The organism is Heyndrickxia vini (assembly GCF_016772275.1).
GTDB classification, from domain to species: Bacteria; Bacillota; Bacilli; order Bacillales; family Bacillaceae_C; genus Heyndrickxia; species Heyndrickxia vini.
On record NZ_CP065425.1, the window covers coordinates 4,026,321 to 4,050,426 of the forward strand.

General features: G+C 37.1%; 22 protein-coding genes. 1 reads left to right on the forward strand and 21 read right to left on the reverse strand.

The window, feature by feature from the left end; genetic code table 11:
• Positions 1–84 precede the first annotated feature (84 nt).
• The 15 genes from I5776_RS20020 to I5776_RS20090 form a co-directional block, all read right to left on the reverse strand.
• Complete coding sequence (locus I5776_RS20020) at positions 85–636, reverse strand: manganese efflux pump MntP (RefSeq protein ID WP_202780875.1); 552 nt, start codon at positions 634–636, stop codon at positions 85–87.
• A gap of 109 nt (positions 637–745) precedes the next feature.
• The gene (locus I5776_RS20025) at positions 746–1,792 is read right to left on the reverse strand and encodes an L-threonylcarbamoyladenylate synthase (protein WP_202778247.1); all 1,047 of its coding nucleotides are present in this window, start codon (positions 1,790–1,792) and stop codon (positions 746–748) included.
• A 221-nt stretch (positions 1,793–2,013) separates the two neighbouring features.
• A complete protein-coding gene (locus I5776_RS20030) occupies positions 2,014–2,514 on the reverse strand; it encodes a GNAT family N-acetyltransferase (RefSeq protein WP_202778248.1) in 501 nt (166 codons plus the stop codon).
• 52 nt (positions 2,515–2,566) lie between these two features.
• Complete coding sequence (gene spoIIR / locus I5776_RS20035) at positions 2,567–3,280, reverse strand: stage II sporulation protein R (protein ID WP_202778249.1); 714 nt, start codon at positions 3,278–3,280, stop codon at positions 2,567–2,569.
• 370 nt (positions 3,281–3,650) lie between these two features.
• Positions 3,651–4,520: a peptide chain release factor N(5)-glutamine methyltransferase gene (gene prmC / locus I5776_RS20040; protein ID WP_202778250.1), complete on the reverse strand. Its 870-nt coding sequence runs from the start codon at positions 4,518–4,520 to the stop codon at positions 3,651–3,653.
• Positions 4,520–5,590, reverse strand: a complete 1,071-nt coding sequence (gene prfA, locus I5776_RS20045; RefSeq protein ID WP_202778251.1) for a peptide chain release factor 1 — start codon at positions 5,588–5,590, stop codon at positions 4,520–4,522. Before prfA ends, prmC begins: the two co-directional genes overlap by 1 nt.
• A gap of 155 nt (positions 5,591–5,745) precedes the next feature.
• Positions 5,746–6,147, reverse strand: coding sequence for a hypothetical protein (locus tag I5776_RS20050; protein WP_202778252.1), 402 nt, complete (start codon positions 6,145–6,147; stop codon positions 5,746–5,748).
• Positions 6,148–6,244: 97 nt separating this feature from the next.
• The gene (locus I5776_RS20055) at positions 6,245–6,850 is read right to left on the reverse strand and encodes a thymidine kinase (protein WP_202778253.1); all 606 of its coding nucleotides are present in this window, start codon (positions 6,848–6,850) and stop codon (positions 6,245–6,247) included.
• Positions 6,851–6,949: 99 nt separating this feature from the next.
• Positions 6,950–7,156 (reverse strand): 50S ribosomal protein L31, encoded by a 207-nt coding sequence (gene rpmE / locus I5776_RS20060; protein WP_066235110.1) that lies wholly within the window; start codon positions 7,154–7,156, stop codon positions 6,950–6,952.
• Between the two features lie 182 nt (positions 7,157–7,338).
• Positions 7,339–8,622, reverse strand: a complete 1,284-nt coding sequence (gene rho / locus I5776_RS20065) for a transcription termination factor Rho (protein ID WP_202780876.1) — start codon at positions 8,620–8,622, stop codon at positions 7,339–7,341.
• 431 nt (positions 8,623–9,053) lie between these two features.
• Complete coding sequence (glpX, locus tag I5776_RS20070; RefSeq protein ID WP_202778254.1) at positions 9,054–10,019, reverse strand: class II fructose-bisphosphatase; 966 nt, start codon at positions 10,017–10,019, stop codon at positions 9,054–9,056.
• Positions 10,020–10,286: 267 nt separating this feature from the next.
• Positions 10,287–11,573 (reverse strand): UDP-N-acetylglucosamine 1-carboxyvinyltransferase, encoded by a 1,287-nt coding sequence (locus I5776_RS20075; RefSeq protein WP_202778255.1) that lies wholly within the window; start codon positions 11,571–11,573, stop codon positions 10,287–10,289.
• 311 nt (positions 11,574–11,884) lie between these two features.
• Positions 11,885–12,535 (reverse strand): fructose-6-phosphate aldolase, encoded by a 651-nt coding sequence (gene fsa, locus I5776_RS20080; protein WP_202778256.1) that lies wholly within the window; start codon positions 12,533–12,535, stop codon positions 11,885–11,887.
• A 101-nt stretch (positions 12,536–12,636) separates the two neighbouring features.
• Complete coding sequence (locus I5776_RS20085) at positions 12,637–13,494, reverse strand: class II fructose-bisphosphate aldolase (RefSeq protein ID WP_202778257.1); 858 nt, start codon at positions 13,492–13,494, stop codon at positions 12,637–12,639.
• Between the two features lie 224 nt (positions 13,495–13,718).
• A complete protein-coding gene (locus I5776_RS20090; protein WP_213085686.1) occupies positions 13,719–14,087 on the reverse strand; it encodes a response regulator in 369 nt (122 codons plus the stop codon).
• A gap of 296 nt (positions 14,088–14,383) precedes the next feature.
• Here I5776_RS20090 and I5776_RS20095 point away from each other — a divergent pair, with 296 nt between their 5' ends.
• Complete coding sequence (locus I5776_RS20095; RefSeq protein WP_246483854.1) at positions 14,384–14,902, forward strand: DUF2529 domain-containing protein; 519 nt, start codon at positions 14,384–14,386, stop codon at positions 14,900–14,902.
• A 34-nt stretch (positions 14,903–14,936) separates the two neighbouring features.
• On the opposite strand, the gene pyrG is transcribed toward I5776_RS20095, so the two are convergent.
• The 6 genes from pyrG to I5776_RS20125 form a co-directional block, all read right to left on the reverse strand.
• A complete protein-coding gene (gene pyrG / locus I5776_RS20100; protein WP_202778258.1) occupies positions 14,937–16,535 on the reverse strand; it encodes a CTP synthase in 1,599 nt (532 codons plus the stop codon).
• A 202-nt stretch (positions 16,536–16,737) separates the two neighbouring features.
• Positions 16,738–17,310 carry a DNA-directed RNA polymerase subunit delta gene (gene rpoE, locus I5776_RS20105; protein WP_202778259.1) on the reverse strand — a complete coding sequence of 191 codons (573 nt, stop codon included), beginning with the start codon at positions 17,308–17,310 and terminating at the stop codon, positions 16,738–16,740.
• Positions 17,311–17,784: 474 nt separating this feature from the next.
• A complete protein-coding gene (gene icmF, locus I5776_RS20110) occupies positions 17,785–21,051 on the reverse strand; it encodes a fused isobutyryl-CoA mutase/GTPase IcmF (protein WP_202778260.1) in 3,267 nt (1,088 codons plus the stop codon).
• Between the two features lie 20 nt (positions 21,052–21,071).
• Positions 21,072–21,632 carry a TetR/AcrR family transcriptional regulator gene (locus I5776_RS20115; protein WP_425490305.1) on the reverse strand — a complete coding sequence of 187 codons (561 nt, stop codon included), beginning with the start codon at positions 21,630–21,632 and terminating at the stop codon, positions 21,072–21,074.
• 178 nt (positions 21,633–21,810) lie between these two features.
• Positions 21,811–22,950 carry an acyl-CoA dehydrogenase gene (locus I5776_RS20120; RefSeq protein ID WP_202778261.1) on the reverse strand — a complete coding sequence of 380 codons (1,140 nt, stop codon included), beginning with the start codon at positions 22,948–22,950 and terminating at the stop codon, positions 21,811–21,813.
• A gap of 22 nt (positions 22,951–22,972) precedes the next feature.
• Positions 22,973–24,103 carry an acyl-CoA dehydrogenase gene (locus I5776_RS20125; protein ID WP_202778262.1) on the reverse strand — a complete coding sequence of 377 codons (1,131 nt, stop codon included), beginning with the start codon at positions 24,101–24,103 and terminating at the stop codon, positions 22,973–22,975.
• Positions 24,104–24,106 lie beyond the last annotated feature (3 nt).

Genomic DNA, 24,106 nt, shown 5'->3' on the forward strand with positions numbered 1-24,106 from the left:
GGACTTTATTAAAATTAGTGAAAATTTAAAGACAAGCAATCGTAGAATGATTGCTTGTCTTTAAACTTCTCTTTTCTTTAATTTTTAAAGGGCTACTAGTAATTTTATTCCAAATCCTAATAATACGCACCCTCCTAGAGCTTCACTATATGCTCCAATATATCCTTGAAACTTTCTTCCTATAATTAAGCCTGCCCAAGTCAATACTGTTGCTGCAATTCCAAAGCAAAGAAGTACAGCTGCTGTGCGAGCCCCAAAAATCCCGAGTGAGAGCCCCACAGAAAAGCTATCTAAACTAGAGCTTAAGGCAAAAAATAGTAATCCCCAACCATATGGTTTAATGATGGTTTTCTCTTCCTTTTTAAGAGTGGATAAAATCATTTGTATGCCTAGAATAATTAGGAGGACTCCACCAATATACTGAGCAATTGTTCCAAATGCGTCAGATATAAAATGTCCCGTTAATATCCCTAACAATGGCATGACAACATGAAACATTCCGATTGTTAAACCGATATAAAAAATTTGCCTGTATCGGAGCTTAATCATCCCCATACCAAGTCCAATTGAAAAAGCATCCATTCCTAAGGCAAATGCCATTAACATTAATGTAATTAATTCTGCGATGATTGCCATCATTCGTTTTCCTCCTTCGGACGTGCCTACTGACAACATATGCATGTCCAAAGAGGAATAGAATTTTATTTTATAAGATTTTGGGTCAAGCAAGAAGATTTAGTTCATCTTACTGACGTACCCAACGATGACCCGCAGCTTTTTCCAATCGGTTCATGATGGCAAGGCCGATTCCTTCTACTGAAAAGGTTTCTGAAAATATTAAATCGACGTCTTGATTATTAAATGCACGCAAAGTGTCATAAAGATTGTGGGCTACCGTACTTAAATCATTCCTGCTTCCACAAGCAATAACACAATCGGCTCGATAATTATTTTTTGTTTCTTCAGTCGCTATTACCCCTACTTTTAATCCTTCCTTTTGTTTCTTGTTCACCAATTCCTGGATATAAGTAAAAGTCCCTTCGACTAAATACACTGGTGCATCTGGTGCATAGTGAGTATATTTCATACCGGGAGATTTCGGACAATCATTTGTATCACTATTTAAAGCCGGGTCCACTAGCACTTCACCAATTGCCATTTCGATTTGTTCTTTTGATACACCTCCCGGACGAAGAATCATCGGGATATCCCCTGTACAATCAATCACAGTTGATTCTACTCCAACACCGGTATATCCACCGTCCACAATTCCGGCAATTCGTCCATTTAAATCGTCTAGAACATGCCATGCAGTTGTCGGACTTGGTTTTCCGGAACGATTGGCACTCGGTGCTGCAATAGGAAGGTTAGTTAATCGAATTAATTCATGCGCTAATGGATGATCCGGCATCCTTATCCCCACTGTATCCATTCCAGCTGTTACTTTCTCTGAAAGGATACCCGGTCTACAATTAAATATAATTGTTAATGGCCCTGGCCAAAATCGTTGCATAAGTATTTGAGCTTGTTCAGATATATTTGTCACAAGTTCTTCTAATTGATTCTTTTCAGCAATATGGACAATTAGAGGGTTATCACTTGGTCTTCCCTTTGCCTCATATATTTTCATAACAGCTAAATCCGATTTTGCATTTGCACCTAGCCCATAAACCGTTTCTGTCGGAAAGGCAACCACTTCATTTTGCCTTAATAGCTCCGATGCTTCCTCTAGTTGTGGATTACCCAAAAAATTATCCACATGTTTATCCACACTCCACTGAATGGTCTTCATAGCTTCCACCTTTTTCTTTTTTGTTGAAATTCAACTGTTAAAGTAGGTTTTTGTCGAATAAAGACTTATATTGCCACTCTTCAACCTATTATCAATGAACATCAACATTTTTTCTCTTTTGAAAGTATATTAAAAAGTAGTAGTAAACACAAGTATATCCACAATATGTGGATAATTCCAAATAAACAGTGGATAACTTTTGGGGAAAATGTGAATATCTTTTACATTACTTTTTCCATAAATATTGCTTGTTGATGGCTTAATAAATGCTTCCCATATAGCGAATGTTCAAATTCCTTTGGAAGATGAGTCTTTTCTATCCTTTCAAAACCAGCCATCCGAAATAACGGGAGTGATTTTTCTTTATTTGTCGTTAAATATAATGTGGATAATTTTTTATTTGACGCTAAATTATACACATGTTGAAAGATTGTGAATAAGTCTTCTTCTTTTATACTCGGATGGATGACCATCGAGCGGAGAATACCTATGTTGTCGAGGGGTTCTATTCCTAATGTGGCTATTAACCCACCATCTATATCCTCAATGACTACAAAGTATTCGATTATCCTTTCTACTCCTTCCGTACTTATCCCCACTTTGGTAAGAAAGCTTTTCACCTTTTCAACATCCTTATGTGTTCCAACACGAATAACTTGCATACACCCATCCCCTACCATTTTATTTTTAATAGATTCTATTAAACTTTCTACTATATCCATATGATAGAAGCATAAAAATAGAACAAAAAAAAGAAGCCAATATTGACTTCTTTTAAAAGATTTTATGGAAAAGCTCAACAATAAAAAATTTTACTTTTACTTCTTCATCTTCTTCTTTTACATAGACTGGCTTCTTAATTTCCTTTTTGGCTTCATTCTTGCGTTCAGGTGCTAATTTTTCTTTTGTCATCGATTTGCTTTCCTTTTTCTCTTTCACCTGTTCCGTTTCTTTTTCCTTCTTTTCATCGAACCCTGGGCTAACTGCCACACCGTTTGAGAAATCCATGAAGCAAAGCGGTGGATAGAGAACACACCACCAATTAGCTCCATCTCCTTTACCTAGTGTAATCAGCACGGCCTCATATTCACCGGCGGGATATAAAAATTGTCCATAGAGCTTAGTCGGGAATTGAACTTGACCGAACTCTACTTTTACCGATTGTCTACTATTTTCTTCTTTAATCACTTTCAGCGCAATCTTTTTGATATCGGGTAAATGGGATTTAATCACTTTTCTAGCATCATCAATTGAATCTAGACTCTCCACCCATTTCGTAATCTCTTTATTGACCTCATCTCGTATTTTCCTTTTTAATGCTTGGTCTTCTTGAGTATCACTGTTCGCAAGAATCCGAAGGCGAACCGCCTCCTTTGGAATAACAATCGCTTCCTCAGCGGCAATTTCCTGTTTCGGTATATATAAACTTAAGATCGTTCCAATCGATAAGATAATAATATAGACTATTGGATAATATTTTTTATTCATTTCCTCTCCCCATCCCTTCACTAACACAGTTTGGACAAGAAAGAGAAATCTTAAACTAGTAAACTTAAATAAATTGAAAAACAAGAATTAAAAGGGGAATTTTTCTTAATTGAGTAACCAGTAAAATAAGAGGAGACTTTCCGGTTAAATGCAAAATGGAGCTGGTTTTCGAGGTATATAGGGGGAGATTTTCCGGCTATGCAAAACAAAATCTCCCCTTTTTAAACTTTTCGAGACGTTAAGCGGAATCTCTCCGTCAATTTCAGCCTTTTTTAATAAAAAACATAAATTAAGCGGAATTTTTCCGTCTATTAATCGGATCGAGGTGCACGCATGACCTGATCCTTAGTCACTAAACGCTTGGTCTACTTTAGCCTATTTCACAAAAAACCATTCGGTCCTTCCCATTGATATCCTGAACAATTTCAACATGACTTCCTGGGAATGTACTATTTAATAATTCCGCTACTTGTTCACCTTGTCCCATGCCAATTTCGAAGCCGATTATTGCTCTGCTATTCATTATTTGTGGAATCTGTTCCATTAATCTTCGATAATAGTCAAGGCCGTCTTCTCCACCAAATAATGCTTGGTGCGGTTCGTGATCCTTCACGACCTCTGAAAGTATCTCGATATCACGATTAGGAATATAAGGTGGATTGGATAGAATAATATCTACTTTTTCCTGGCTTGAAATGAGTGGCAGAAGCAAATCACCGTGTAAAAAATTAATCTCCGCCTCTAAATTCCTGGCATTTTTTTCTGCAATTGATAGTGCCTCATTCGATATATCAACAGCTGAAACCGATAGCTCAGGACATTCTAGTTTCATCGTAATGGCGATAATCCCACTACCAGTTCCAATATCAACGAGCTTTAATCCTTCTAAATTAGAAGAGTATGCCCGTTTTATCCGATTAATCGCCCCTAAAACTAGTTCCTCGGTTTCTGGCCTCGGAATTAGTACATTAGAATTTACAATAAAATCTCTTCCAAAAAACTCTTCAAAACCGATTATGTGCTGAATGGGAATACCGTCAATATGAGCGAAAACCGCCTGTTGAAAAGTCTCTTGGATTTGTTCCGGAAGAACCTCATGCATATTCGCCAACAATTGCGAACGCGTCATACCTAGAAAATGTCGAAGCAACAATTCACCGGCATTTACATCTCGGTTATTTTTTTGTAAAAAAGAAGAAGCCCAGTTAAGAGCTTCAAAAATCTTTTGGGTTTGATCCATTAATCATTCACACTTTCCAATTTATGAGATTGATCCTCTAAAATTAACGCATCAATAATTTCATCTATTTTTCCTTGAAGAATTTGGTCAAGCTTTTGAATCGTTAAACCGATACGATGATCAGTCACACGGTTTTGCGGAAAATTGTAAGTACGAATACGTTCGGAACGATCTCCTGTTCCAACCGCAGATTTACGATTGGCATCATACTCCGCTTGTGCTTCTTGTTGGAACTTATCATATACACGTGCGCGTAAAACCTTCATCGCTTTTTCTTTATTCTTAATTTGTGATTTTTCATCTTGGCATGATACAACCGTTCCTGTTGGAATATGTGTCAAACGCACAGCTGACATCGTTGTATTAACACTTTGACCACCCGGTCCGCTTGATGCAAAAGTATCAACGCGGATATCTTTTTCATGAATCTCGACTTCTACTTCTTCTGCCTCCGGAAGAACCGCAACTGTTGCCGTAGAGGTGTGGATACGTCCACCTGATTCCGTTTCCGGAACACGTTGAACGCGATGGGCACCGTTTTCAAATTTTAATTTTGAAAAGGCACCTTTTCCGTTAATTATAAAGATAATTTCTTTATACCCGCCAACTCCAGTCGTACTTGCCTCGATAACTTCAGTTTTCCAGCCTTGTGCTTCCGCAAAACGGCTGTACATACGGTATAAATCCCCTGCAAATAGTGCTGCTTCATCCCCACCTGCAGCACCACGGATCTCCATAATAACGTTTTTATCATCATTCGGATCTTTTGGTATAAGAAGGACCTTTAATCGTTCTTCATAGTTTTCAATTTGTTCTTCTAATTCGCTGATTTCTTCCTTTACCATTTCTTTCATTTCAGCATCTAACTTTTCTTCAAGCATTGCTTTTGCATCTTTAAATTGTTGTTGCACCTCTTTATATTCACGATACACGACAACAGTTTCTTGAATATCTGATTGTTCTTTTGAATAATCTCTTAATTTTTTTGTATCATTAATAATTTCGGGATCGCTTAAAAGCTCATTCAACTTATCATAGCGATCTTCCACAGCTTGCAATCGATCGAACATTGCATCTCACCTCTATAGTAAAAGCTTAAGTAATCTATCGCTCTCGCTTTCCATTTTATCCATAACAGTACTATTATAGTATACAGAGTACTCTAGAGTAAAGAACCCATTCATTTAAAAATGCCAGATCCATTTAGGTTCTGGCAGCTTCTTTTTTACTTTTCCTCAATTTTCACATTAATGTCGTATCTTGGCAATGCTTGAATGAGTTTTTTATGAATCTTGGCTTCCTCTTTCATACGTTCTTTTGCCGTTAGGCGATTACCTGTATGTGCAGTTACCCACATATTATTTCCATTCACCCAAACGGTAGGATCATAATAATTTTTATAGCGTTTCACTACATACTTCGCCTTATCTACATCAGTGCCAACCGTAATTGCCGGGTCTTTTTGTCTTAAGTCAATCATATTAGGATTCTGATCCGTTGGATTACTCGATATCTTCCTCATCTTATCATTTCCATCATTGGTAGTAGCATTATCATTCAATTGATTCGAGCCACAACCTGTTAGTAAACCTATAAGAAATAGAAAACCAATTGTTTTTTTCAACATGAAAAGCACCTCCATAGAATTATGTTTTCCAATGGAGGAAATGGTTATGTATTTTAGAAAACAAAAAGTCCCTATCATCATCGATAGGAACTATTTATTAGCAATTAGCACTTTCTGATACACTCACACCTGCCGGGACTTCATGATGGTGGCGGCAGCGTGCTTCATACGCTTCAGATGCACCTACTAAAATAATCGGATCATCAGCACATGCTGGATTACCATTAATTAAGCGTTGTGTTCGACTTGCTGGGGAACCGCAAACCGTACAAACAGCTTGTAATTTCGTTACTGTTTCTGCAATCGCCATTAATTTTGGCATCGGTCCGAACGGAAACCCACGGAAATCTTGATCTAGTCCAGCTAAAATAACTCGATATCCACTGTTTGCCAATGTTTGTACAACATTCACAATTTCTTCATCAAAAAATTGCGCTTCATCAATTGCAATGACATCTATATCTGCATGTACTATTTCAAAGATATCACTAGCTTTTTCAATCGGAAGGGCTATGACAGAGGTACCATTATGTGAGACGACCGATTCCTTGCTGTATCGATCATCCAATTTCGGTTTAAAAACGGCAATTTCCAGTTTAGCAAATTGTGCCCGTCGCACACGTCTAATCAATTCTTCTGATTTTCCCGAAAACATACTGCCGCAAATAACCTCAATCCAGCCAGAATGGTTCATAACATACATCTTACTCGTTCCTCTCCGATTTCAAATTGTAACCATTATTATAGAAATAAAAAACAGGCAAGCTTTCTTGCCTGTTTTTTATTATTTTTTCTTAGAAGTTTATTTTTCTTTAAGACCGTATTTTTTATTGAAACGATCAACACGTCCATCAGCAGATGCGAATTTTTGACGGCCAGTGTAGAATGGATGACATTCAGAACATACCTCTACGCGAATTTCTTCTTTTACTGAACCTGTTTCAAATTCGTTACCACATGCGCATTTAACCATTGCTTTTTTGTATCCTGGATGAATACCTGCTTTCATTCTTTTCATCTCCTTTGCCCTGAGTCATTACGAAACAGAGTTATATATTTCTATATGGTTTCCTTAGGAAAGTTCAAACAATTTTCCTACACCATTAGAATTTTTTTTACAAACACATGGATATATTATAACAAGCTATATTTTGAAATGCAACAACACAATGCTTCCATTTATTCACTTTCTTACACTGTTCGTCTGTTTGTTGTGTTGCCTTTCATTTCGGCTGTTAGTACTTCGAAGAATTCTTCATTTGTTTTTGTTTTCTTTAATTTCCTTAAAAATCTTTCCACAAAATCTGGTGTATCTGTCATTGATTTACGGATTGCCCAAAGTTTATCTAAATGATCTTTTGGAATTAAAAGTTCTTCCTTACGTGTTCCAGAACGGCGAATATCTATCGCTGGGAAGATACGTTTTTCAGACAATGAACGATCTAGATGCAATTCCATATTTCCTGTTCCTTTAAATTCTTCATAAATTACATCGTCCATACGCGAACCTGTTTCAACGAGTGCAGTTGCTAAAATCGTTAAACTTCCACCCTCTTCAATATTACGCGCTGCCCCAAAGAAACGTTTTGGTCGATGGAATGCTGCAGGATCGATACCACCCGATAGAGTTCGTCCACTTGGTGGAATGACTAAATTGTACGCACGGGCTAAACGGGTAATACTATCCATTAGAATGACAACATCACGTTTATGCTCAACAAGACGCATGGCTCTTTCTAATACAAGTTCAGCTACTTTTATATGATTTTCAGGAACTTCATCGAAAGTTGAGCTTACTACTTCCGCATTCACTGATCGCTCAATATCCGTTACCTCTTCAGGTCGTTCATCGATTAATAAAACGATAAGCTCAGCCTCTGGGTTATTGGTTGTTATAGAGTTTGCAATTTCCTTTAAAAGCATTGTTTTTCCAGCTTTCGGAGGCGCAACAATCAAACCACGTTGCCCAAATCCAACAGGGGCAATTAAATCCATAATACGAGTAGAAAGCTTATTAGGAGCTGTTTCTAATTTGATCTGTCTATCTGGATATAACGGAGTTAATGCTGGGAAATGTACTCTTTCTTTAGCCGATTCGGGATTTTCGCCATTAACAGCTTCTACATGAAGCAATCCATAGTAACGTTCATTTTCTTTTGGCGGTCTTACTTTCCCAGATACTTTATCACCGTTTCGTAAATCAAAACGACGAATTTGAGAAGCGGAAATATAAATATCCTCTGAACTTGGGGAATAATTAATTGGTCTTAAGAAGCCAAAGCCTTCTGACTGGATAATTTCAAGAACACCTTCCATAAAGAAATAGCCTTCTTGTTCAGCCCGAGCTTTTAATATCGCAAAAATTAATTCCTTTTTTGTTAATTTACTATAATAAGAAACTTTATACTCACGCGCTAATGTATATAGTTCCTTTAATGTCATATTGTCAAGACTTGAAATTGATAAACTCTCCATATCTACACCACACTTTAATTTTTTCAAAATCTAAACTTTTATCATTATTTCAATTCATCTTAGGGGATAATCCTGTTTTATCATGATAACGACTAAGAAGTATTCACCTAAAAGAGATGAAGGAATGGTTGAATAAGAAGGTTCTATTCGTATGAAATAAACCTGTAAGAAAATATTGAAGATTCAGAAGCTATAGAAGTAATCTACAAATATAAATGCAAAAACAATATCTATTTTAACCATATTTACAAAAAAGAATCAATACTAAGGAAGGAAATAAATTTGTACAAGTGACAAAACCTGTACAAATTTATTTTATTTTGAAGGAATTCTTTTCTTTTTGAAATTACTATTGGATCAATATTAATACAAACTATTGATTTTTCGCTCCAATCAACTAGCGATTAAATTAATACTGAACTTTAGCCTACTTATTTAATAACAAGATTTGGTTTCTTTTTTAAGCTGTGTTGACCTTCAATAAATCGAACAGTCCCAGATTTTGCTCGCATGACTACTGAATGTGTAGATCCATAGGAGCCTTTAAATTGTACTCCTTTGAGGAGTTCACCATCCGTTACTCCGGTTGCTGAAAATATTGCATCATCACCACGAACAAGATCTTCCATTAGTAATACTTTATGAATATTGTCTAAACCCATTTTTACGCAACGCTCTGCTTCTGTTTCATTTTGCGGAAGGAGACGGCCTTGTAATTCTCCACCTAAACATTTAAGAGCAACTGCGGCAATAACTCCTTCTGGTGCCCCACCTGAACCAAAAAGAATATCGACACCTGTATGATCAAAGGCCGTATTGATTGCACCAGCTACATCTCCATCATTGATTAGCTTAATTCTAGCTCCAGCTTCTCGAAGTTGTGCAATTATATGTTCGTGTCTCGGTCTATTTAAAACAGTGGCAACAACATCTTCAATATCCTTGTTTTTCGCTCTTGCAACAGCCTTTAAATTATCCAAAACTGATGCATTTATATCTATTTGTCCAACTGCTTCTGGTCCAACTGCAATTTTATCCATATACATATCGGGAGCATGAAGTAGGTTACCATGGTCAGCAACTGCCAAAACAGAAAGCGCATTCCATCCTCCGGAGGCAACGATATTTGTTCCTTCTAGCGGGTCAACTGCAACATCAACTCTTGGCCCATATCCGGTTCCTAATTTTTCACCGATATATAGCATTGGAGCTTCATCCATTTCTCCTTCACCAATGACAACTGTACCTTTCATAGGTATAGTATCGAAAACATCTCGCATTGCAGATGTAGCTGCTTCGTCGGCTTCATCTTTTTTTCCTCTTCCCATAAGACGGGCTGATGCCAATGCAGCCGCCTCGGTAACACGAACTAACTCCATAGATAAGCTTCGTTCCATCACTCTTCCCCCTATATTATCAACAAAAACGGATTAGTATAACACATTTCAGTTATATTGTAGCACAATATTCTTTAATTGTGTGTACTATTTTGGAATATAGAGGGATAACAATGATCGATAGGCAAACACCTTTCACTTTTCCTTTTGGCAATTTGAATGCGACAGTTGATTTCCGCTATAGGTGTTCGCTTTTTCGCGGGCGGTTCGGGAGCCTCCTTGTCGCTCCGCTACAATAAACAATGTATTTTTACAAAGCCTTCCTTGTTATAGGCTTTTTTGTTGTTCCATTTCTTCTTCCGTCATCTTTTCGCGCCAAATAGTTGCTCCTAATCCTTCTAATTTCTCCACGAGATTACTATATCCACGATCAATATGCTCTAAACCCGTTACTTCTGTCATTCCTTCTGCCATTAAACCGGCGATAACTAATGCAGCTCCCGCTCGCAGGTCACTAGCCTTAACCTTCGCTCCTTGAAGAGTTACGGGACCGTTTATGATAGCAGATCTACCTTCGACCTTAATATTAGCATTCATCCGTCTTAATTCATCAATATGTTTAAATCGAGCTGAATAGATAGTATCCGTAACAACTGATGATCCTTCTGCTTTCGTAAGAAGTGAGGTAAATGGCTGTTGTAAATCAGTTGGGAAGCCAGGATATACTAATGTTTTAACATCCACTGCTTTTAACACTTCGCCTTTTCCAATAAAAATGTGTTCATCACCAACTTCGATTGGAACACCCATTTCCCTTAGTTTTGCTGTTAATGATTCTAAATGATGGGGAATGACATTATCAATCAGTACCCCTTCACCGGCAGCTGCTCCTAATAGCATAAATGTACCTGCCTCAATACGATCAGGTATAATTGTATGTCTGCAACCATTGAGCGTTTCGACACCTTCAATCCGAATGACATCTGTTCCAGCACCTTTAATTTTTGCTCCCATATTGGTTAAAAGAGTCGCTACATCAATAATTTCAGGCTCTTTTGCAGCATTTTCAATAACTGTTTTTCCTTTTGCTCTAACTGCAGCAAGCATAATATTGATTGTTGCTCCAACACTTACTACATCTAAATAAATTCGTGCCCCCCGTAACTCATCAGCACGTAAATAGATAGCACCTTGCTCATTAGTTACCTTTGCTCCTAATGCCTCAAAACCTTTAATATGTTGATCAATCGGTCTTGGTCCTAGATGGCAGCCTCCTGGTAGGCCAATAACAGCTTTATTAAAACGTCCAAGCATTGCTCCCATTAAGTAATAGGAAGCACGCAACTTTTTCACCTTTCCATTAGGAAGCGGCATTGAAACCATTTTCGTTGGATCTACTACCATATCATCACCATCAAAAGTGACTGTACCGCCTATTTCTTCGAGTAAAACTTTTAAAGTAGCTACATCTGAAATATCCGGTAATCCTTCAATTGTTACAGGGGATTCAGCTAAGATAGTAGCAGGAATCAAAGCAACAGCACTATTTTTTGCACCACTTACTTTAATTGTTCCTTTTAACGGGTATCCCCCTGCAATCTTCAGTTTTTCCATTTTTGACTCCCTTCCACAACCAACGGAAATTGGTTATTTAAAACAAACTTACATTTGGTTCATTAATGACCTGTATAAATGAACGATTTCACCATTCACTTATACAGGTCAACCTTTCAGCAATGCTGAAAGGCATAAGGGAATTTCTTCTCGTGAATGAACCAAAATTAACTAATATTCAAAAAATTAGACCTGCAATTAGAATAATAAATTCCTTCTTAACTCTCATACTAACAATATCATAAATGACAAGTATAGATTATCCTTATTAGCTTTGCCAAATATTACTGTTTATAGTAGAGGTGTTGATTTTATTCATTTTTCTGACTTGAATTCCAATCTTGTAAAAACTGTTCAATTCCTTTATCTGTTAAAGGATGCTTAAATAATTGATTGATTACCTTTAAAGGTACAGTTGCAATATGTGCCCCAGCTAAAGCAGCATCTGTTACATGTTGCGGATGACGAATCGAAGCAGCAATAATTTCTGTTTCAATTTGATGAATGGAAAAGATATCTGCAATTGTTGAAACGAGCTCAACTCCATTATGACCAATATCCTCCAACCTTCCTAAGAAAGGGGATACATAAGTCGCACCCGCTCTTGCGGCCATTAATGCTTGATTCGCGTTAAAAATTAAAGTTACATTTGTTTTTATTCCCTCTAAAGAGAAAATATGTACAGCTTTTAAGCCTTCAGGAGTCATAGGAACTTTAATCGTAATGTTTGGAGCTATTTTAGCTAATTCCCTACCTTCATTCACCATTCCTTCAGCATCTAAAGCAATCACTTCTGCGCTTACGGAACCGGGTACTAGACTAGTAATTTCCTTTAAACGGTCATGAAATGAAACGTTCTCTTTGGCTACAAGAGAAGGATTTGTCGTTACCCCGGATAAAATCCCCAAATCATAGGCTTGTTTAATTTCATCAATATTAGCTGTATCAATAAAAAACTTCATTTTCTCCACCCCTAAAAATTTTAATATAGGGAAACCGCCCAAATAGGCGGTTTCTCAAGCTTGCGTATTTCTAAAGATGTTTTTAATTTTCTAATCAACAATTACGCTTTATTTGAAGATCCAAATTCGCGAATTTTACCAGTAACTGTTTCTTTAATTACTTCACGAGCCGGTCCAAGGTATTTACGTGGATCATATACTTCAGAATCTGCTGCAAGCACTTCACGAACTTTTTTGGCAGAAGCAATTTGGTTTTCAGTGTTTACATTAATTTTAGCAGTTCCTAAAGAAATTGCTTTTTGAATATCTTTTGTTGGAATACCAGTACCACCATGAAGAACTAGCGGAAGTCCAGTTGCAGCACCAATTTCCTCCATTTCTTTGAAACCAAGATTAGGCTCACCTTTGTATGGTCCATGCACTGAACCAAGAGCTGGAGCAAGTGTATCAATACCAGTACGTTCTACTAATTCTTTACACTCATTTGGATCAGCGTAAATGACGCCGTTAGCAACTACGTCATCCTCTTGTCCACCAACTGTTCCAAGTTCAGCTTCAACAGAAACTCCTTTTGAGTGAGCATATTCCACAACTTTAGAAGTAATTGATACATTTTCTTCAAAAGGATGATGGGATGCATCGATCATTACTGAAGTAAATCCTGCATCAATTGCTTCTTTACATTTGTCATAACTTGAACCGTGATCTAAATGAATAGCAACTGGTACAGTAATATTGTAGTCTTCCATTAATCCTTCAACCATTTTTACAACTGTTTTAAATCCACCGATGTAGCGTCCAGCACCTTCGGAAACACCAAGAATTACCGGTGACTTTTCTTCTTCAGCTGCTTGAAGAATCGCTTGTGTAAATTCTAAATTATTAATATTAAATTGACCTACTGCATAATGCTCATCTTTCGCTTTATTCAGCATTTCAGTCATTGAAACTAATGGCATGACTTATTTCCTCCTTTGATATTTCGTCAAAATGGTTTATTTCATCCTAAGTTAGGCAGGTCATTAAACCATAAAGGTTTTCTAAAGTGTCTTCTTTTATAGATTAAACAAACAATTTGACTTCATACAAGTTAAAATTTCATTTTCATCATACCAAACTAATTTTTCTTTTTCCAATGAACTTCATTATATTTCACAAAGATGGAATTTTTTATTTTTTCATTTTATTTATTTACAGGTAAATGATCCTTTACAGCTTTTCTTATATCATCAATATCAAATGGTTTGGCAAAATGCGTTAATGCACCTAAATCTTTTGCCTCTTGAATCATATCCAATTCACCGTACGCTGTCATAATTATTACTCGAATATCAGGTTCAATCACTTTCATTCGTTTCAAAATTTCAATACCATCCATTCCTGGTATTTTCATATCCAGGAGAACAAGGTCGGGTGAGTATTTTTTTGTGATTTCTAACGCTTGTACCCCATTTGCCGCTTGAAATGTTTTATACCCTTCTTTTTGTAAAACTTCATTTAGTAAAATGCGAATACCAAATTGATCATCTACAATTAATATTTTTTCCTCCATCAGAATCCCCCCAAATGAACTTTGTCTAATTAAAATTTCAAAAATGATCAACCGTATATATTTAATTTGGAAAATCTGGTTAATTTAATAAAATTTCCTCTTTACTACTATTGTATTATACTAAAAAATTAATAAGAATTTTACATTTCTTCTAATGATTTTTATTTTGCCTATATAAGGCTTTATGTATTATCTACATATGTGTATTCTATTAATGTTAATCATTTTCCTGCAAAATAGGATTCTATGCTATAACAAATATTTTTATTATCTCGTTTTAAAGGAGTGCGGATTTTATGAAGATGTTTTTAACCCAAATTAATGGTTTATTTTCAAGAATTTATGAAAAAGAGCAATTTTCCATCGAAGATAGTGCAAGATTATTAGCTCAAGCCACTATAGGTCAAGGAAAAATATATATTAAAGGATTTAATGAAATGGAGGGTGTTACATTAGAGGCTTTAGAAGGGGCAGAGCCATTAAAAAGTGCTTTGCGATTTACAGAAGTGGATGATCTGACAGATGCGGATCGTGTCATTCTACTATCGAGGTTCTCTAATGATGCCGAAGCATTGGCTCTTGCCCAAAAGCTTGATAGAAAAGGAATACCTTTTATATCCATTTGCGGTGATGTTAAAAATGATGAAAATGATTTGTCTAAACTAGCCGAAGTACATATTAATACCTCTTTATTAAAACCAATGCTTCCATCAGAAAGTGGAGATCGCATTTGCTTCCCAACCTCCATGGCTGCACTGTTTATTTATCATTGTATAAAGCTCACCTTCGATGAAATTATGGAGGAATATGAATAATAATAAATAAAAAAAATCCCTAATGGGATTTTTTTTATTTATTATTTAATGCTGCTCCAATAAATCCACGGAATAATGGTTGTGGACGAGTTGGTCTAGAAGTGAATTCTGGATGGAATTGAGATGCAACAAACCATGGGTGATCTTCCAATTCAATCACTTCAACTAGTCGTCCATCCGGACTTGTCCCAGAGAAAACAAATCCTGCCTTTTCCATCTGTTCACGATACTCATTATTGAATTCGTAACGATGACGGTGTCGTTCGTCAATCATTTCATTTTGATAAACAGCAAACGCCTTTGTGCCTTTTTCAATTTTACAAGGATATAGACCTAAGCGAAGTGTTCCACCTAAATCTTCAATATCCTTTTGTTCTGGAAGAAGATCGATAATTGGATACTTTGTACTAGGATCAAGCTCTGCTGAATGTGCACCTTCAAACCCAAGTACATTTCGTGCATATTCAACGGAAGCTAGCTGCATTCCTAAGCAAATACCGAGGAACGGGACCTTATTTTCACGCGCATATTGAATCGCACAAATTTTCCCCTCTACGCCCCGATCTCCAAATCCACCAGGAACTAATATTCCATCAGCATCTTGTAATAACGATTGAACGTTTTCGGCTGTTACATTTTCAGCATTTATCCAATCAATTTCAATATCTGCATCATAAGCATATCCTGCATGTTTTAAAGCTTCGACTACAGATAGGTACGCATCTTGCAATTCCACATACTTACCAACCAAAGCTATTTTTGTTACTTTTGATAAATTTCTTACCTTTTCTACAAGTCCTACCCACTCGGTCATATCCGGTTCATGACATTGTAATTTCAAATGGTCACAAACAATTTGATCAAGGTTTTGGTCACGTAACGCTAACGGAATAGAATATAAAGTATCTGCATCTCTGGACTCAATTACTGATTTTTCATCGATATCACAGAATAACGCTATTTTATCCTTCATATCTTGAGAAATAGGCATTTCCGTACGAACAACAATAATATTCGGCTGAATACCAAGACTACGCAGCTCTTTCACACTATGTTGCGTTGGTTTTGTTTTCATTTCACCAGCCACTTTAATATACGGTACAAGTGTACAGTGGATATACATAACGTTATCGCGTCCGACATCACCTTTAATTTGACGAATCGCCTCAAGGAAAGGTAATGATTCAATATCCCCTACCGTTCCACCAATCTCCGTAATAACAACATCGGAATCAGTTACTTCACCTGCTCGAAACACGCGGCTTTTGATTTCATTTGTGATATGAGGAATAACCTGTACTGTACCTCCAAGGTATTCGCCACGTCTTTCTTTTCTTAATACTTCAGAATAGACTTTCCCTGTTGTAACACTGCTATATTTCGTTACATTAATATCAATAAAACGCTCATAGTGTCCAAGATCCAAATCTGTTTCAGCACCATCGTCTGTTACAAAGACTTCACCATGTTGATATGGACTCATCGTTCCAGGATCGACGTTTATATACGGATCAAATTTCTGAGTTGTCACCTTCAAACCTCGATTTTTTAATAATCTTCCTAATGATGCAGCGATAATTCCTTTCCCTAATGAAGAAACAACTCCACCGGTTACAAAAATGTATTTTGTCACTTTTCTTCCCCCTTCTATTTGATGTTATTGTGTCACAATATTGTATCAGTTAATCTGATAATTAAATTTGTTTAAGTGGGGATAAAAAAATAAAAATGCCCCCCTTATTTACTAAGGGGAGCATTAGAATATTCTTCTTCGTTCCTTTTTTAAGGAGCCCAAATAAAATACTACCTGCCTATTGGGAAGAAGTCAAGAAAGATTATTTTTCCTCTTCTTCCTCTTCCGAGTCAAGGTCATCTTCTTCATCTTCTTCATCTAAGTCATAATCGTCTTCGCCGATTAATTCCTCATCATCTTCAAAGACTTCATCGTCATCATCTTCATCAAGATCATCAAAATCTTCGTCTTCTACTTCATCATCGTCATCATCGAGTAAATCATCTTCATCATCAAAGTCGTCTAAGTCATCATAATCAAGATCCTCATCATCGAGTAAATCCTCGTCTTCCTCTTCGACAACCTTTTTGGATTTTTTCTTTTTCGTCTTAACAGGTGCTGTTACTTCTTCATCAATTTGATCATATGGATACCACGTACGTAAGCCCCATCTGTTTTCTCCCAAACTGATGAACCGTCCGTCAATATTTAAATCTGTGTAGAATTGTACCATTCGAGAACGAATATCCTCCATTGGTATACCTAGAAGCTTAGCAATTTCCTCAACTAACTCGTTAAATGATAATGCTTGTTTGTTTTCCTCTAAATATTGATAACCTAGCTCAATAAGTGACATTTCACGTAATTCTTCTTTAGATAATTGCTGTAAACTCAACTTTCGCACTTCCTTTCTCTATTTCAAACTCCTATGATTAGGAGCAAAAAAGGGCAGAGTTTAAATATAATTGCAAAATACATACTTACCATTATAAACAAATTCAAAACATTTATGCTAGCTTTAAAATGCCTTTTTTGTAAAAATAAATCTAACCCTTTACTTTTTTTTTGAACGTATACTTATTCCGAGATAAAAAAGAATAATGGACAATATTAACAATGGAATCGCGCCTAGCTGTTTCGTATAAAGAAAGTATCCAAAAATAAAAAAAGCAATAATACCGATTATTTTCAGTAAGTTCTTATATCGCATATTTTCACATCCTGTTAGGCACTTAACCAATTCTTCGTTGTTCATTTACATCTATCTAGATTTTACCTTTAATTCACAGTAGCATTCAATAGCTGCACAATTTTTTTCGTAAAAACTCCTTAGCATTTGTATACTAAGGAGTTTTTCGATCATTTTTTCTTACATATTTCTTCTATATTGCCCGCCAACTTCGTACAATGCTTTTGTAATTTGACCTAAACTAGCCACCTTTACTGTTTCCATTAATTCTGCAAAGATATTTCCGCCATTCATTGCAGTATTTTTCAACTGTTTTATCGCCTGATCCACTTTATCACTATTTTTTTCTTTAAATTGATTTAAATGGCGAATTTGAGTTTCCTTTTCTTCCTTCGTTGCGCGTGCAAGTTCAATGCTGTTCATTTCTTCCTCTGAAGGTGGGTTTGGATTCAAATAGGTGTTGACACCTATGATTGGCAATTCCCCACTATGCTTTTTCATTTCATAATACATCGACTCTTCTTGAATTTTCCCGCGTTGATACTGCGTTTCCATTGCTCCTAAAACACCACCGCGATCGTTCAAACGATCGAATTCGGAGAGGACTGCCTCTTCAACTAAATCAGTTAATTCTTCGATAATGAATGATCCTTGTAATGGATTTTCATTTTTCGTTAATCCGTGCTCCTTCGTAATAATCATTTGAATCGCCATTGCCCGCCTTACCGATTCTTCGGTAGGAGTAGTAATCGCTTCATCATAGGCATTCGTGTGTAAAGAATTACAATTGTCATGTAGTGCCATTAGCGCTTGCAATGTTGTTCGTATGTCATTAAAGTCAATTTCTTGGGCATGTAGTGAGCGCCCTGATGTTTGAATATGGTATTTCAGCTTCTGGCTCCGTTCATTTGCACCGTACTTATCTCTCATTACTGTTGCCCAAATTCTCCTTGCTACGCGTCCAATCACGCTGTATTCAGGATCAAGGCCATTCGAGAAGAAGAAGGATAAGTTTGGAGCAAAATCATTTATATCCATTCCACGACTTAAATAATATTCAACATAGGTGAAACCATTAGCTAAAGTAAAAGCAAGTTGTGAGATAGGATTTGCTCCAGCCTCAGCAATGTGATACCCAGAAATCGAGACAGAATAATAATTACGTACTTTATGATCGATAAAGTATTGTTGAATATCTCCCATCATTCGAAGGGCAAATTCAGTTGAAAAGATACACGTATTTTGGCCTTGATCTTCTTTTAAAATATCTGCTTGTACGGTACCCCTAACTACTTGTAACGTCGATTCCTTTACGGCTGTAAATTCCTCAAATGATAAGGGTCTTCCAAGTTCTTCTTCTTTCAATTGCACTTGCTGATCAATGGCTGTATTCATATACATCGCCAAAATAATCGGTGCAGGACCGTTAATCGTCATCGAAACAGATGTCGATGGGTGGCATAAATCAAATCCTGCATAAAGTTTCTTCATATCATCAAGTGTACAAATACTTACACCTGATTCCCCAACTTTCCCATAAATATCCGGTCGATAATCCGGATCCTCTCCGTATAATGTTACCGAATCAAACGCCGTGCTCAAACGCTTTGCTGGATCATTTTCCGATAAATAATGGAATCGCTTATTCGTTCGTTCTGGTGTTCCTTCACCTGCGAACTGCCTTTTTGGATCTTCGCCTTCTCGTTTAAACGGAAATACTCCCGCCGTGTATGGAAAAGAACCTGGAACATTTTCTTTATATACCCATTTCAGAATTTCCCCATAATCCTCATACTTAGGTAAGGAAACTTTCGGAATATCTAGGCCAGATAAGCTTTTGGTCGTTAACTCAGTGATAATTTCCTTATCGCGAATTTTCGTAACAAACTGTTTTCCAGAGTATTTTTCCTTTAGATTCCCCCAGTTACTAATGATGCCTTTTGATTCTTTTGTTAGACTTTCATACACATCATTTTTCAATGCTTCTAGTGAGGCAATAACGTCATCATTTGTTTCCTTTTCCCGAACCGCTTGAAGTGCGCCTTCAAGCTGGAAAAGCCTTCTTGCCAATCGTACTTGTTCCTCTGCCTTCTTATGATAGTTTCGTACCGTTTCAGAGATTTCTCTTAAATAGTAACGACGACTATTCGGAATTATCACATTCTGTTTTTCAACAAGAGCATCTTTCGAAAAGGGAACACTCCAGTTCACAGACATTTTTTCATTAATTTTTTCAACAAGTGCAGCAAATAGGGCATTTGTACCCGGATCATTAAATTGACTCGCTATTGTACCATAAACAGGCATACTCTTTAAATCACTATCAAATAATAAATGACTTCGCTGATATTGTTTCTGTACCTGGCTTTTGGCATCTTCAGAACCTTTCCGTTCAAATTTGTTGATCACAATTAAATCCGCAAAATCGATCATATCGATTTTTTCAAGTTGTGAAGGTGCACCAAATTCGCTCGTCATGACATACATAGCAATATCACTTATCTCAGCAATTTCAGCATCCCCTTGGCCGATACCGCTCGTTTCGACGATGATCAAATCATATTCTGCTGCTTTTACAACATTTATCGCATCTCTTATAGCAAGTGACAATTCGGTTCTTGAACCCCTTGTAGCCAAACTTCTCATATATACTCGAGAATGAAAAATGGCATTCATTCGAATTCGATCGCCTAGTAAAGCTCCACCCGTTTTTTGCTTTGTTGGATCAATGGATAAGATCGCCACCTTTTTATCAGGAATCTCATTTAGAAATCGGCGAATTAGTTCATCTGTTAAAGAGCTCTTACCCGCTCCTCCAGTACCCGTAATACCGATGACTGGTGCGTTTTTTGCTAATAATTTTATCTCGTCAAATGCTGACTCTACAGAAGAGGCAACTTCTTGATTTGCACCAATTTGATTTTCTGCGAGTGTGATAAGCTTTGCAACTGAACGAATATTACCCTCTTTTAACTGATTTATCTCATCCGCCAGTTGACTTGTAATTGTGGGATAATCACATTCTTTTAGCATGATGTTAATCATCCCTTGCAGACCATATTTCCGTCCATCCTCTGGTGAAAAAATCCATGCAATTCCATATTCATGAAGTTCCTTAATTTCACGCGGAATAATGACTCCGCCTCCACCACCATAAATGCGAATATGGGATGCCCCTCTTTCCTTTAATAGATCATACATATATTTAAAATATTCAACATGGCCACCTTGATAAGACGAAATGGCAATCCCTTGGACATCTTCCTGGACGGCTGCATTGACAACTTCCTCTACCGAGCGATTATGCCCAAGGTGAATAACCTCTGCCCCGCTTGATTGCAGTATTCTTCGCATAATATTGATTGATGCATCATGGCCATCAAATAAACTTGATGCGGTTACAAAACGTACAGAATTTTTTGGTTTATAAATCTCAACCGTGCTCATTTTTCTCCCCCTGTTCCATACTATATTTCAAACTCAGCGATTCCCTTAAAAAGTAAGTTCGTTTGTAAGACAATATATTCTTCTATGGAATAATTCTTCTTGAGCGCCCATCTTCTAAATCCCCACATTTGTCCTTGAACAAAAATATTATGAGCTAATAGATCGATATGTTGATCATCCATAATCAATTCACCGTTTTCAATGCAACGCCGAATTAAAGTTTCAAACATTCCAACCATTTCCATTTCCTTTTTCAACACATATGGAAGCGCATCTTTCGATAATGACTTTGCTTCCTGATACATAACTAATACCTCGTCTTGCATTTCGTTCATAATGTTAAAATAGTAAGCAATTCCAAGCTTTAAACTTTCAAGAGTCCCCTTTTCCAAATCCATCCCTTGCAAACGTTCTCGAACCTGGTCATAAATACTATCACAGACAAGATATAAAATATCTTCTTTCGTTCTAATATATTCATATAATGTACCAATACTGAAACCAGCCGCTTGTGCAATTTCCCTCGTTGTCGTTCGATGAAATCCTTTTTCCTTAAACAGTGCTACTGCTCCCCGAATCATTTGGGTTCTTCGAATATTTACTAGTCGCTCATCTTTTACAGATGCATGAACAGCTCTTTTTTTATTCAGAAAACATCACCTTCTCCCGATACAGATAAGGAACTCCCCAAGTTCCTTACCTGCTCGCTACTATCTATTAAAATTACCCCTTTATGACCGTTTTCTCATGGTGATGTTGTTATTTTGTTAGCATTCTCGAAATGACTAAGCGTTGAATCTCTTGTGTACCCTCATAAATTTGAGTAATTTTAGCATCTCGCATAAATCTCTCAACAGGATAATCCTTTGTATAACCATATCCGCCAAAGATTTGCACCGCTTCTGTCGTTACTTTCATTGCTGTATCACCAGCTAAAAGTTTAGACATCGCCGATTCCTTACCATATGGCAATCCATTTGATTCTAGCCATGCTGCTTGATAAGTCAATAAACGGGAAGCTTCAACACTTGTAGCCATATCAGCAAGTTTAAAAGAAATGCCTTGATTTGCAGCAATTGGTTTTCCAAATTGATGACGCTCTTTCGCATATGCAACAGATGCATCTAATGCTCCTTGAGCAATCCCTACCGCTTGTGCGGCTATTCCGTTACGCCCGCCATCAAGAGTCATCATAGCGATTTTAAAGCCATCTCCTTCTTGGCCTAGTAAATTCTCCTTTGGAACCTTACATTCCTCAAAAATTATCTCAGTTGTTGGTGAGGAACGAATACCTAATTTTTTCTCCTTTTTCCCTACGGAAAAGCCTTCAAAATCTTTCTCGATAATAAACGCGCTCGTTCCTTTATGTTTGCTAGATGGATCTGTCAATGCAAAAACAACGTAAATATCCGCTACTCCGCCATTTGTAATAAAAATCTTTGATCCATTTAAGATATAATGATCACCTTCTAAGCGAGCGGTTGTACGCATTCCACCCGCATCCGATCCTGAACCTGGCTCGGTTAAACCGTAACCGCCAATCTTTTCACCCTGTGCCATTGGTTTTAAATACTTCTGTTTTTGTTCCTCGGAACCAAATTTATAAAGTGGCCATCCAGCTAATGAAGTATGTGCAGAAAGGGTAACTCCCGTTGATGCGCAAACTCTTGATAGCTCCTCAACAGCTATACAGTAAGCTAAATAGTCACTGCCGATTCCACCGTATTCCTCTGGCCAAGGAATTCCTGTTAAACCTAATTCAGCCATTTTATCGAAGATTTCTCGATCAAAGCGCTCCTCTTCATCCCGTTCAGCGGCAGTTGGTGCCACTTCTTTTTCTGCAAAGTCACGAACCATTTTTCGAATCATTTCATGCTCTTCTGATAAACGAAAATTCATAATTAAGTTCCTCCACTTATTGTTATAATTGTTTGCTTATTACGATTCGTTGTATTTCACTTGTTCCTTCATAGATTTCAGTAATTTTTGCATCCCGGAAATATCTTTCTACTGGATAGTCCTTTGTGTATCCATAACCGCCAAAGATTTGAATTGCTTCTGTCGTTGTTTCTACTGCTGTTCGCGACGCAAATAATTTAGCCATTGAAGCTTCCGTTTTACACGGAAGACCCAAGGATTGTAGGTTAGCGGATCGATAAACCAATAGTTTTGCTGCTTCTACATTTGTTGCCATATCAGCAAGTTTAAACCCAACACCTTGTTGAGAAGCAATAGGCTTTCCAAATTGGAACCGTTCTTTTGCATATGCTATCGATTTTTCAAGTGCCGCTTCAGCGATTCCTAGGCTTTGTGCGGCAATTCCGATTCTTCCAATGTTAAGATTGGCAAGGGCAATTTTATTCCCTTCCCCTTCTTTGCCAAGTAGGTTTTCAACAGGAACAGCCATGTCATCAAAAGTAAGTTGTACTGTACGAGACCCATGAAGTCCCATTTTATGTTCATCTTTCCCTATGATTAAACCAGCGGTATTTTTCTCAACGATGAAAGCCGATATGCCATCTTTTCCTGCCGTTGGATCGGTCACAGCAAATACAATATACGTATCGGCTTCACCACCGTTTGTAATAAATACCTTTGAGCCATTGATAATATAGTGGTCCCCTTTTTTAATGGCTCGTGATTTTAAATTTCCAGCATCAGAACCTGCACTAGGCTCTGTTAAGCAAAATGCTCCTAAATATTCACCCGTTGCCAGCTTAGGAAGATACTTTTGCTTCTGTTCCTCCGTACCAAAATAGAGAATTGGATTTGTTCCTACGGACGTATGGACAGATAGAATGACGCCAATAGTTGCACTAACTCTTGATAACTCATGAATTGCAATAATATACGAGGTAAAATCCATCTCTGATCCGCCATACTTTTCAGGAACGGTAATACCCATTAGCCCTAAATCCGCCATTTTTCGTAAAATAGATCTAGGGAATTCCCCTTCTTCCATCTTTTCTATGAAAGGAGCAATTTCTGCTACTGCAAATTCATGAACCATTTTTCTCATCATTATTTGCTCTTCGTTGAAATGTAGATTCATCAT

Bases quoted from the DNA above. Each gene is read 5' to 3' on its own strand.
- I5776_RS20020 (WP_202780875.1), bottom strand. From the start codon at position 636: ATGGCAATCATCGCAGAATTAATTACATTAATGTTAATGGCATTTGCC.
- I5776_RS20025 (WP_202778247.1), bottom strand. From the start codon at position 1,792: ATGAAGACCATTCAGTGGAGTGTGGATAAACATGTGGATAATTTTTTG.
- I5776_RS20030 (WP_202778248.1), bottom strand. From the start codon at position 2,514: ATGGATATAGTAGAAAGTTTAATAGAATCTATTAAAAATAAAATGGTA.
- spoIIR (WP_202778249.1), bottom strand. From the start codon at position 3,280: ATGAATAAAAAATATTATCCAATAGTCTATATTATTATCTTATCGATT.
- prmC (WP_202778250.1), bottom strand. From the start codon at position 4,520: ATGGATCAAACCCAAAAGATTTTTGAAGCTCTTAACTGGGCTTCTTCT.
- prfA (WP_202778251.1), bottom strand. From the start codon at position 5,590: ATGTTCGATCGATTGCAAGCTGTGGAAGATCGCTATGATAAGTTGAAT.
- I5776_RS20050 (WP_202778252.1), bottom strand. From the start codon at position 6,147: ATGTTGAAAAAAACAATTGGTTTTCTATTTCTTATAGGTTTACTAACA.
- I5776_RS20055 (WP_202778253.1), bottom strand. From the start codon at position 6,850: ATGTATGTTATGAACCATTCTGGCTGGATTGAGGTTATTTGCGGCAGT.
- rpmE (WP_066235110.1), bottom strand. From the start codon at position 7,156: ATGAAAGCAGGTATTCATCCAGGATACAAAAAAGCAATGGTTAAATGC.
- rho (WP_202780876.1), bottom strand. From the start codon at position 8,622: ATGGAGAGTTTATCAATTTCAAGTCTTGACAATATGACATTAAAGGAA.
- glpX (WP_202778254.1), bottom strand. From the start codon at position 10,019: ATGGAACGAAGCTTATCTATGGAGTTAGTTCGTGTTACCGAGGCGGCT.
- I5776_RS20075 (WP_202778255.1), bottom strand. From the start codon at position 11,573: ATGGAAAAACTGAAGATTGCAGGGGGATACCCGTTAAAAGGAACAATT.
- fsa (WP_202778256.1), bottom strand. From the start codon at position 12,535: ATGAAGTTTTTTATTGATACAGCTAATATTGATGAAATTAAACAAGCC.
- I5776_RS20085 (WP_202778257.1), bottom strand. From the start codon at position 13,494: ATGCCATTAGTTTCAATGACTGAAATGCTGAATAAAGCGAAAGATGAG.
- I5776_RS20090 (WP_213085686.1), bottom strand. From the start codon at position 14,087: ATGGAGGAAAAAATATTAATTGTAGATGATCAATTTGGTATTCGCATT.
- I5776_RS20095 (WP_246483854.1), top strand. From the start codon at position 14,384: ATGAAGATGTTTTTAACCCAAATTAATGGTTTATTTTCAAGAATTTAT.
- icmF (WP_202778260.1), bottom strand. From the start codon at position 21,051: ATGAGCACGGTTGAGATTTATAAACCAAAAAATTCTGTACGTTTTGTA.
- I5776_RS20115 (WP_425490305.1), bottom strand. From the start codon at position 21,632: ATGATTCGGGGAGCAGTAGCACTGTTTAAGGAAAAAGGATTTCATCGA.
- I5776_RS20120 (WP_202778261.1), bottom strand. From the start codon at position 22,950: ATGAATTTTCGTTTATCAGAAGAGCATGAAATGATTCGAAAAATGGTT.
- I5776_RS20125 (WP_202778262.1), bottom strand. From the start codon at position 24,103: ATGAATCTACATTTCAACGAAGAGCAAATAATGATGAGAAAAATGGTT.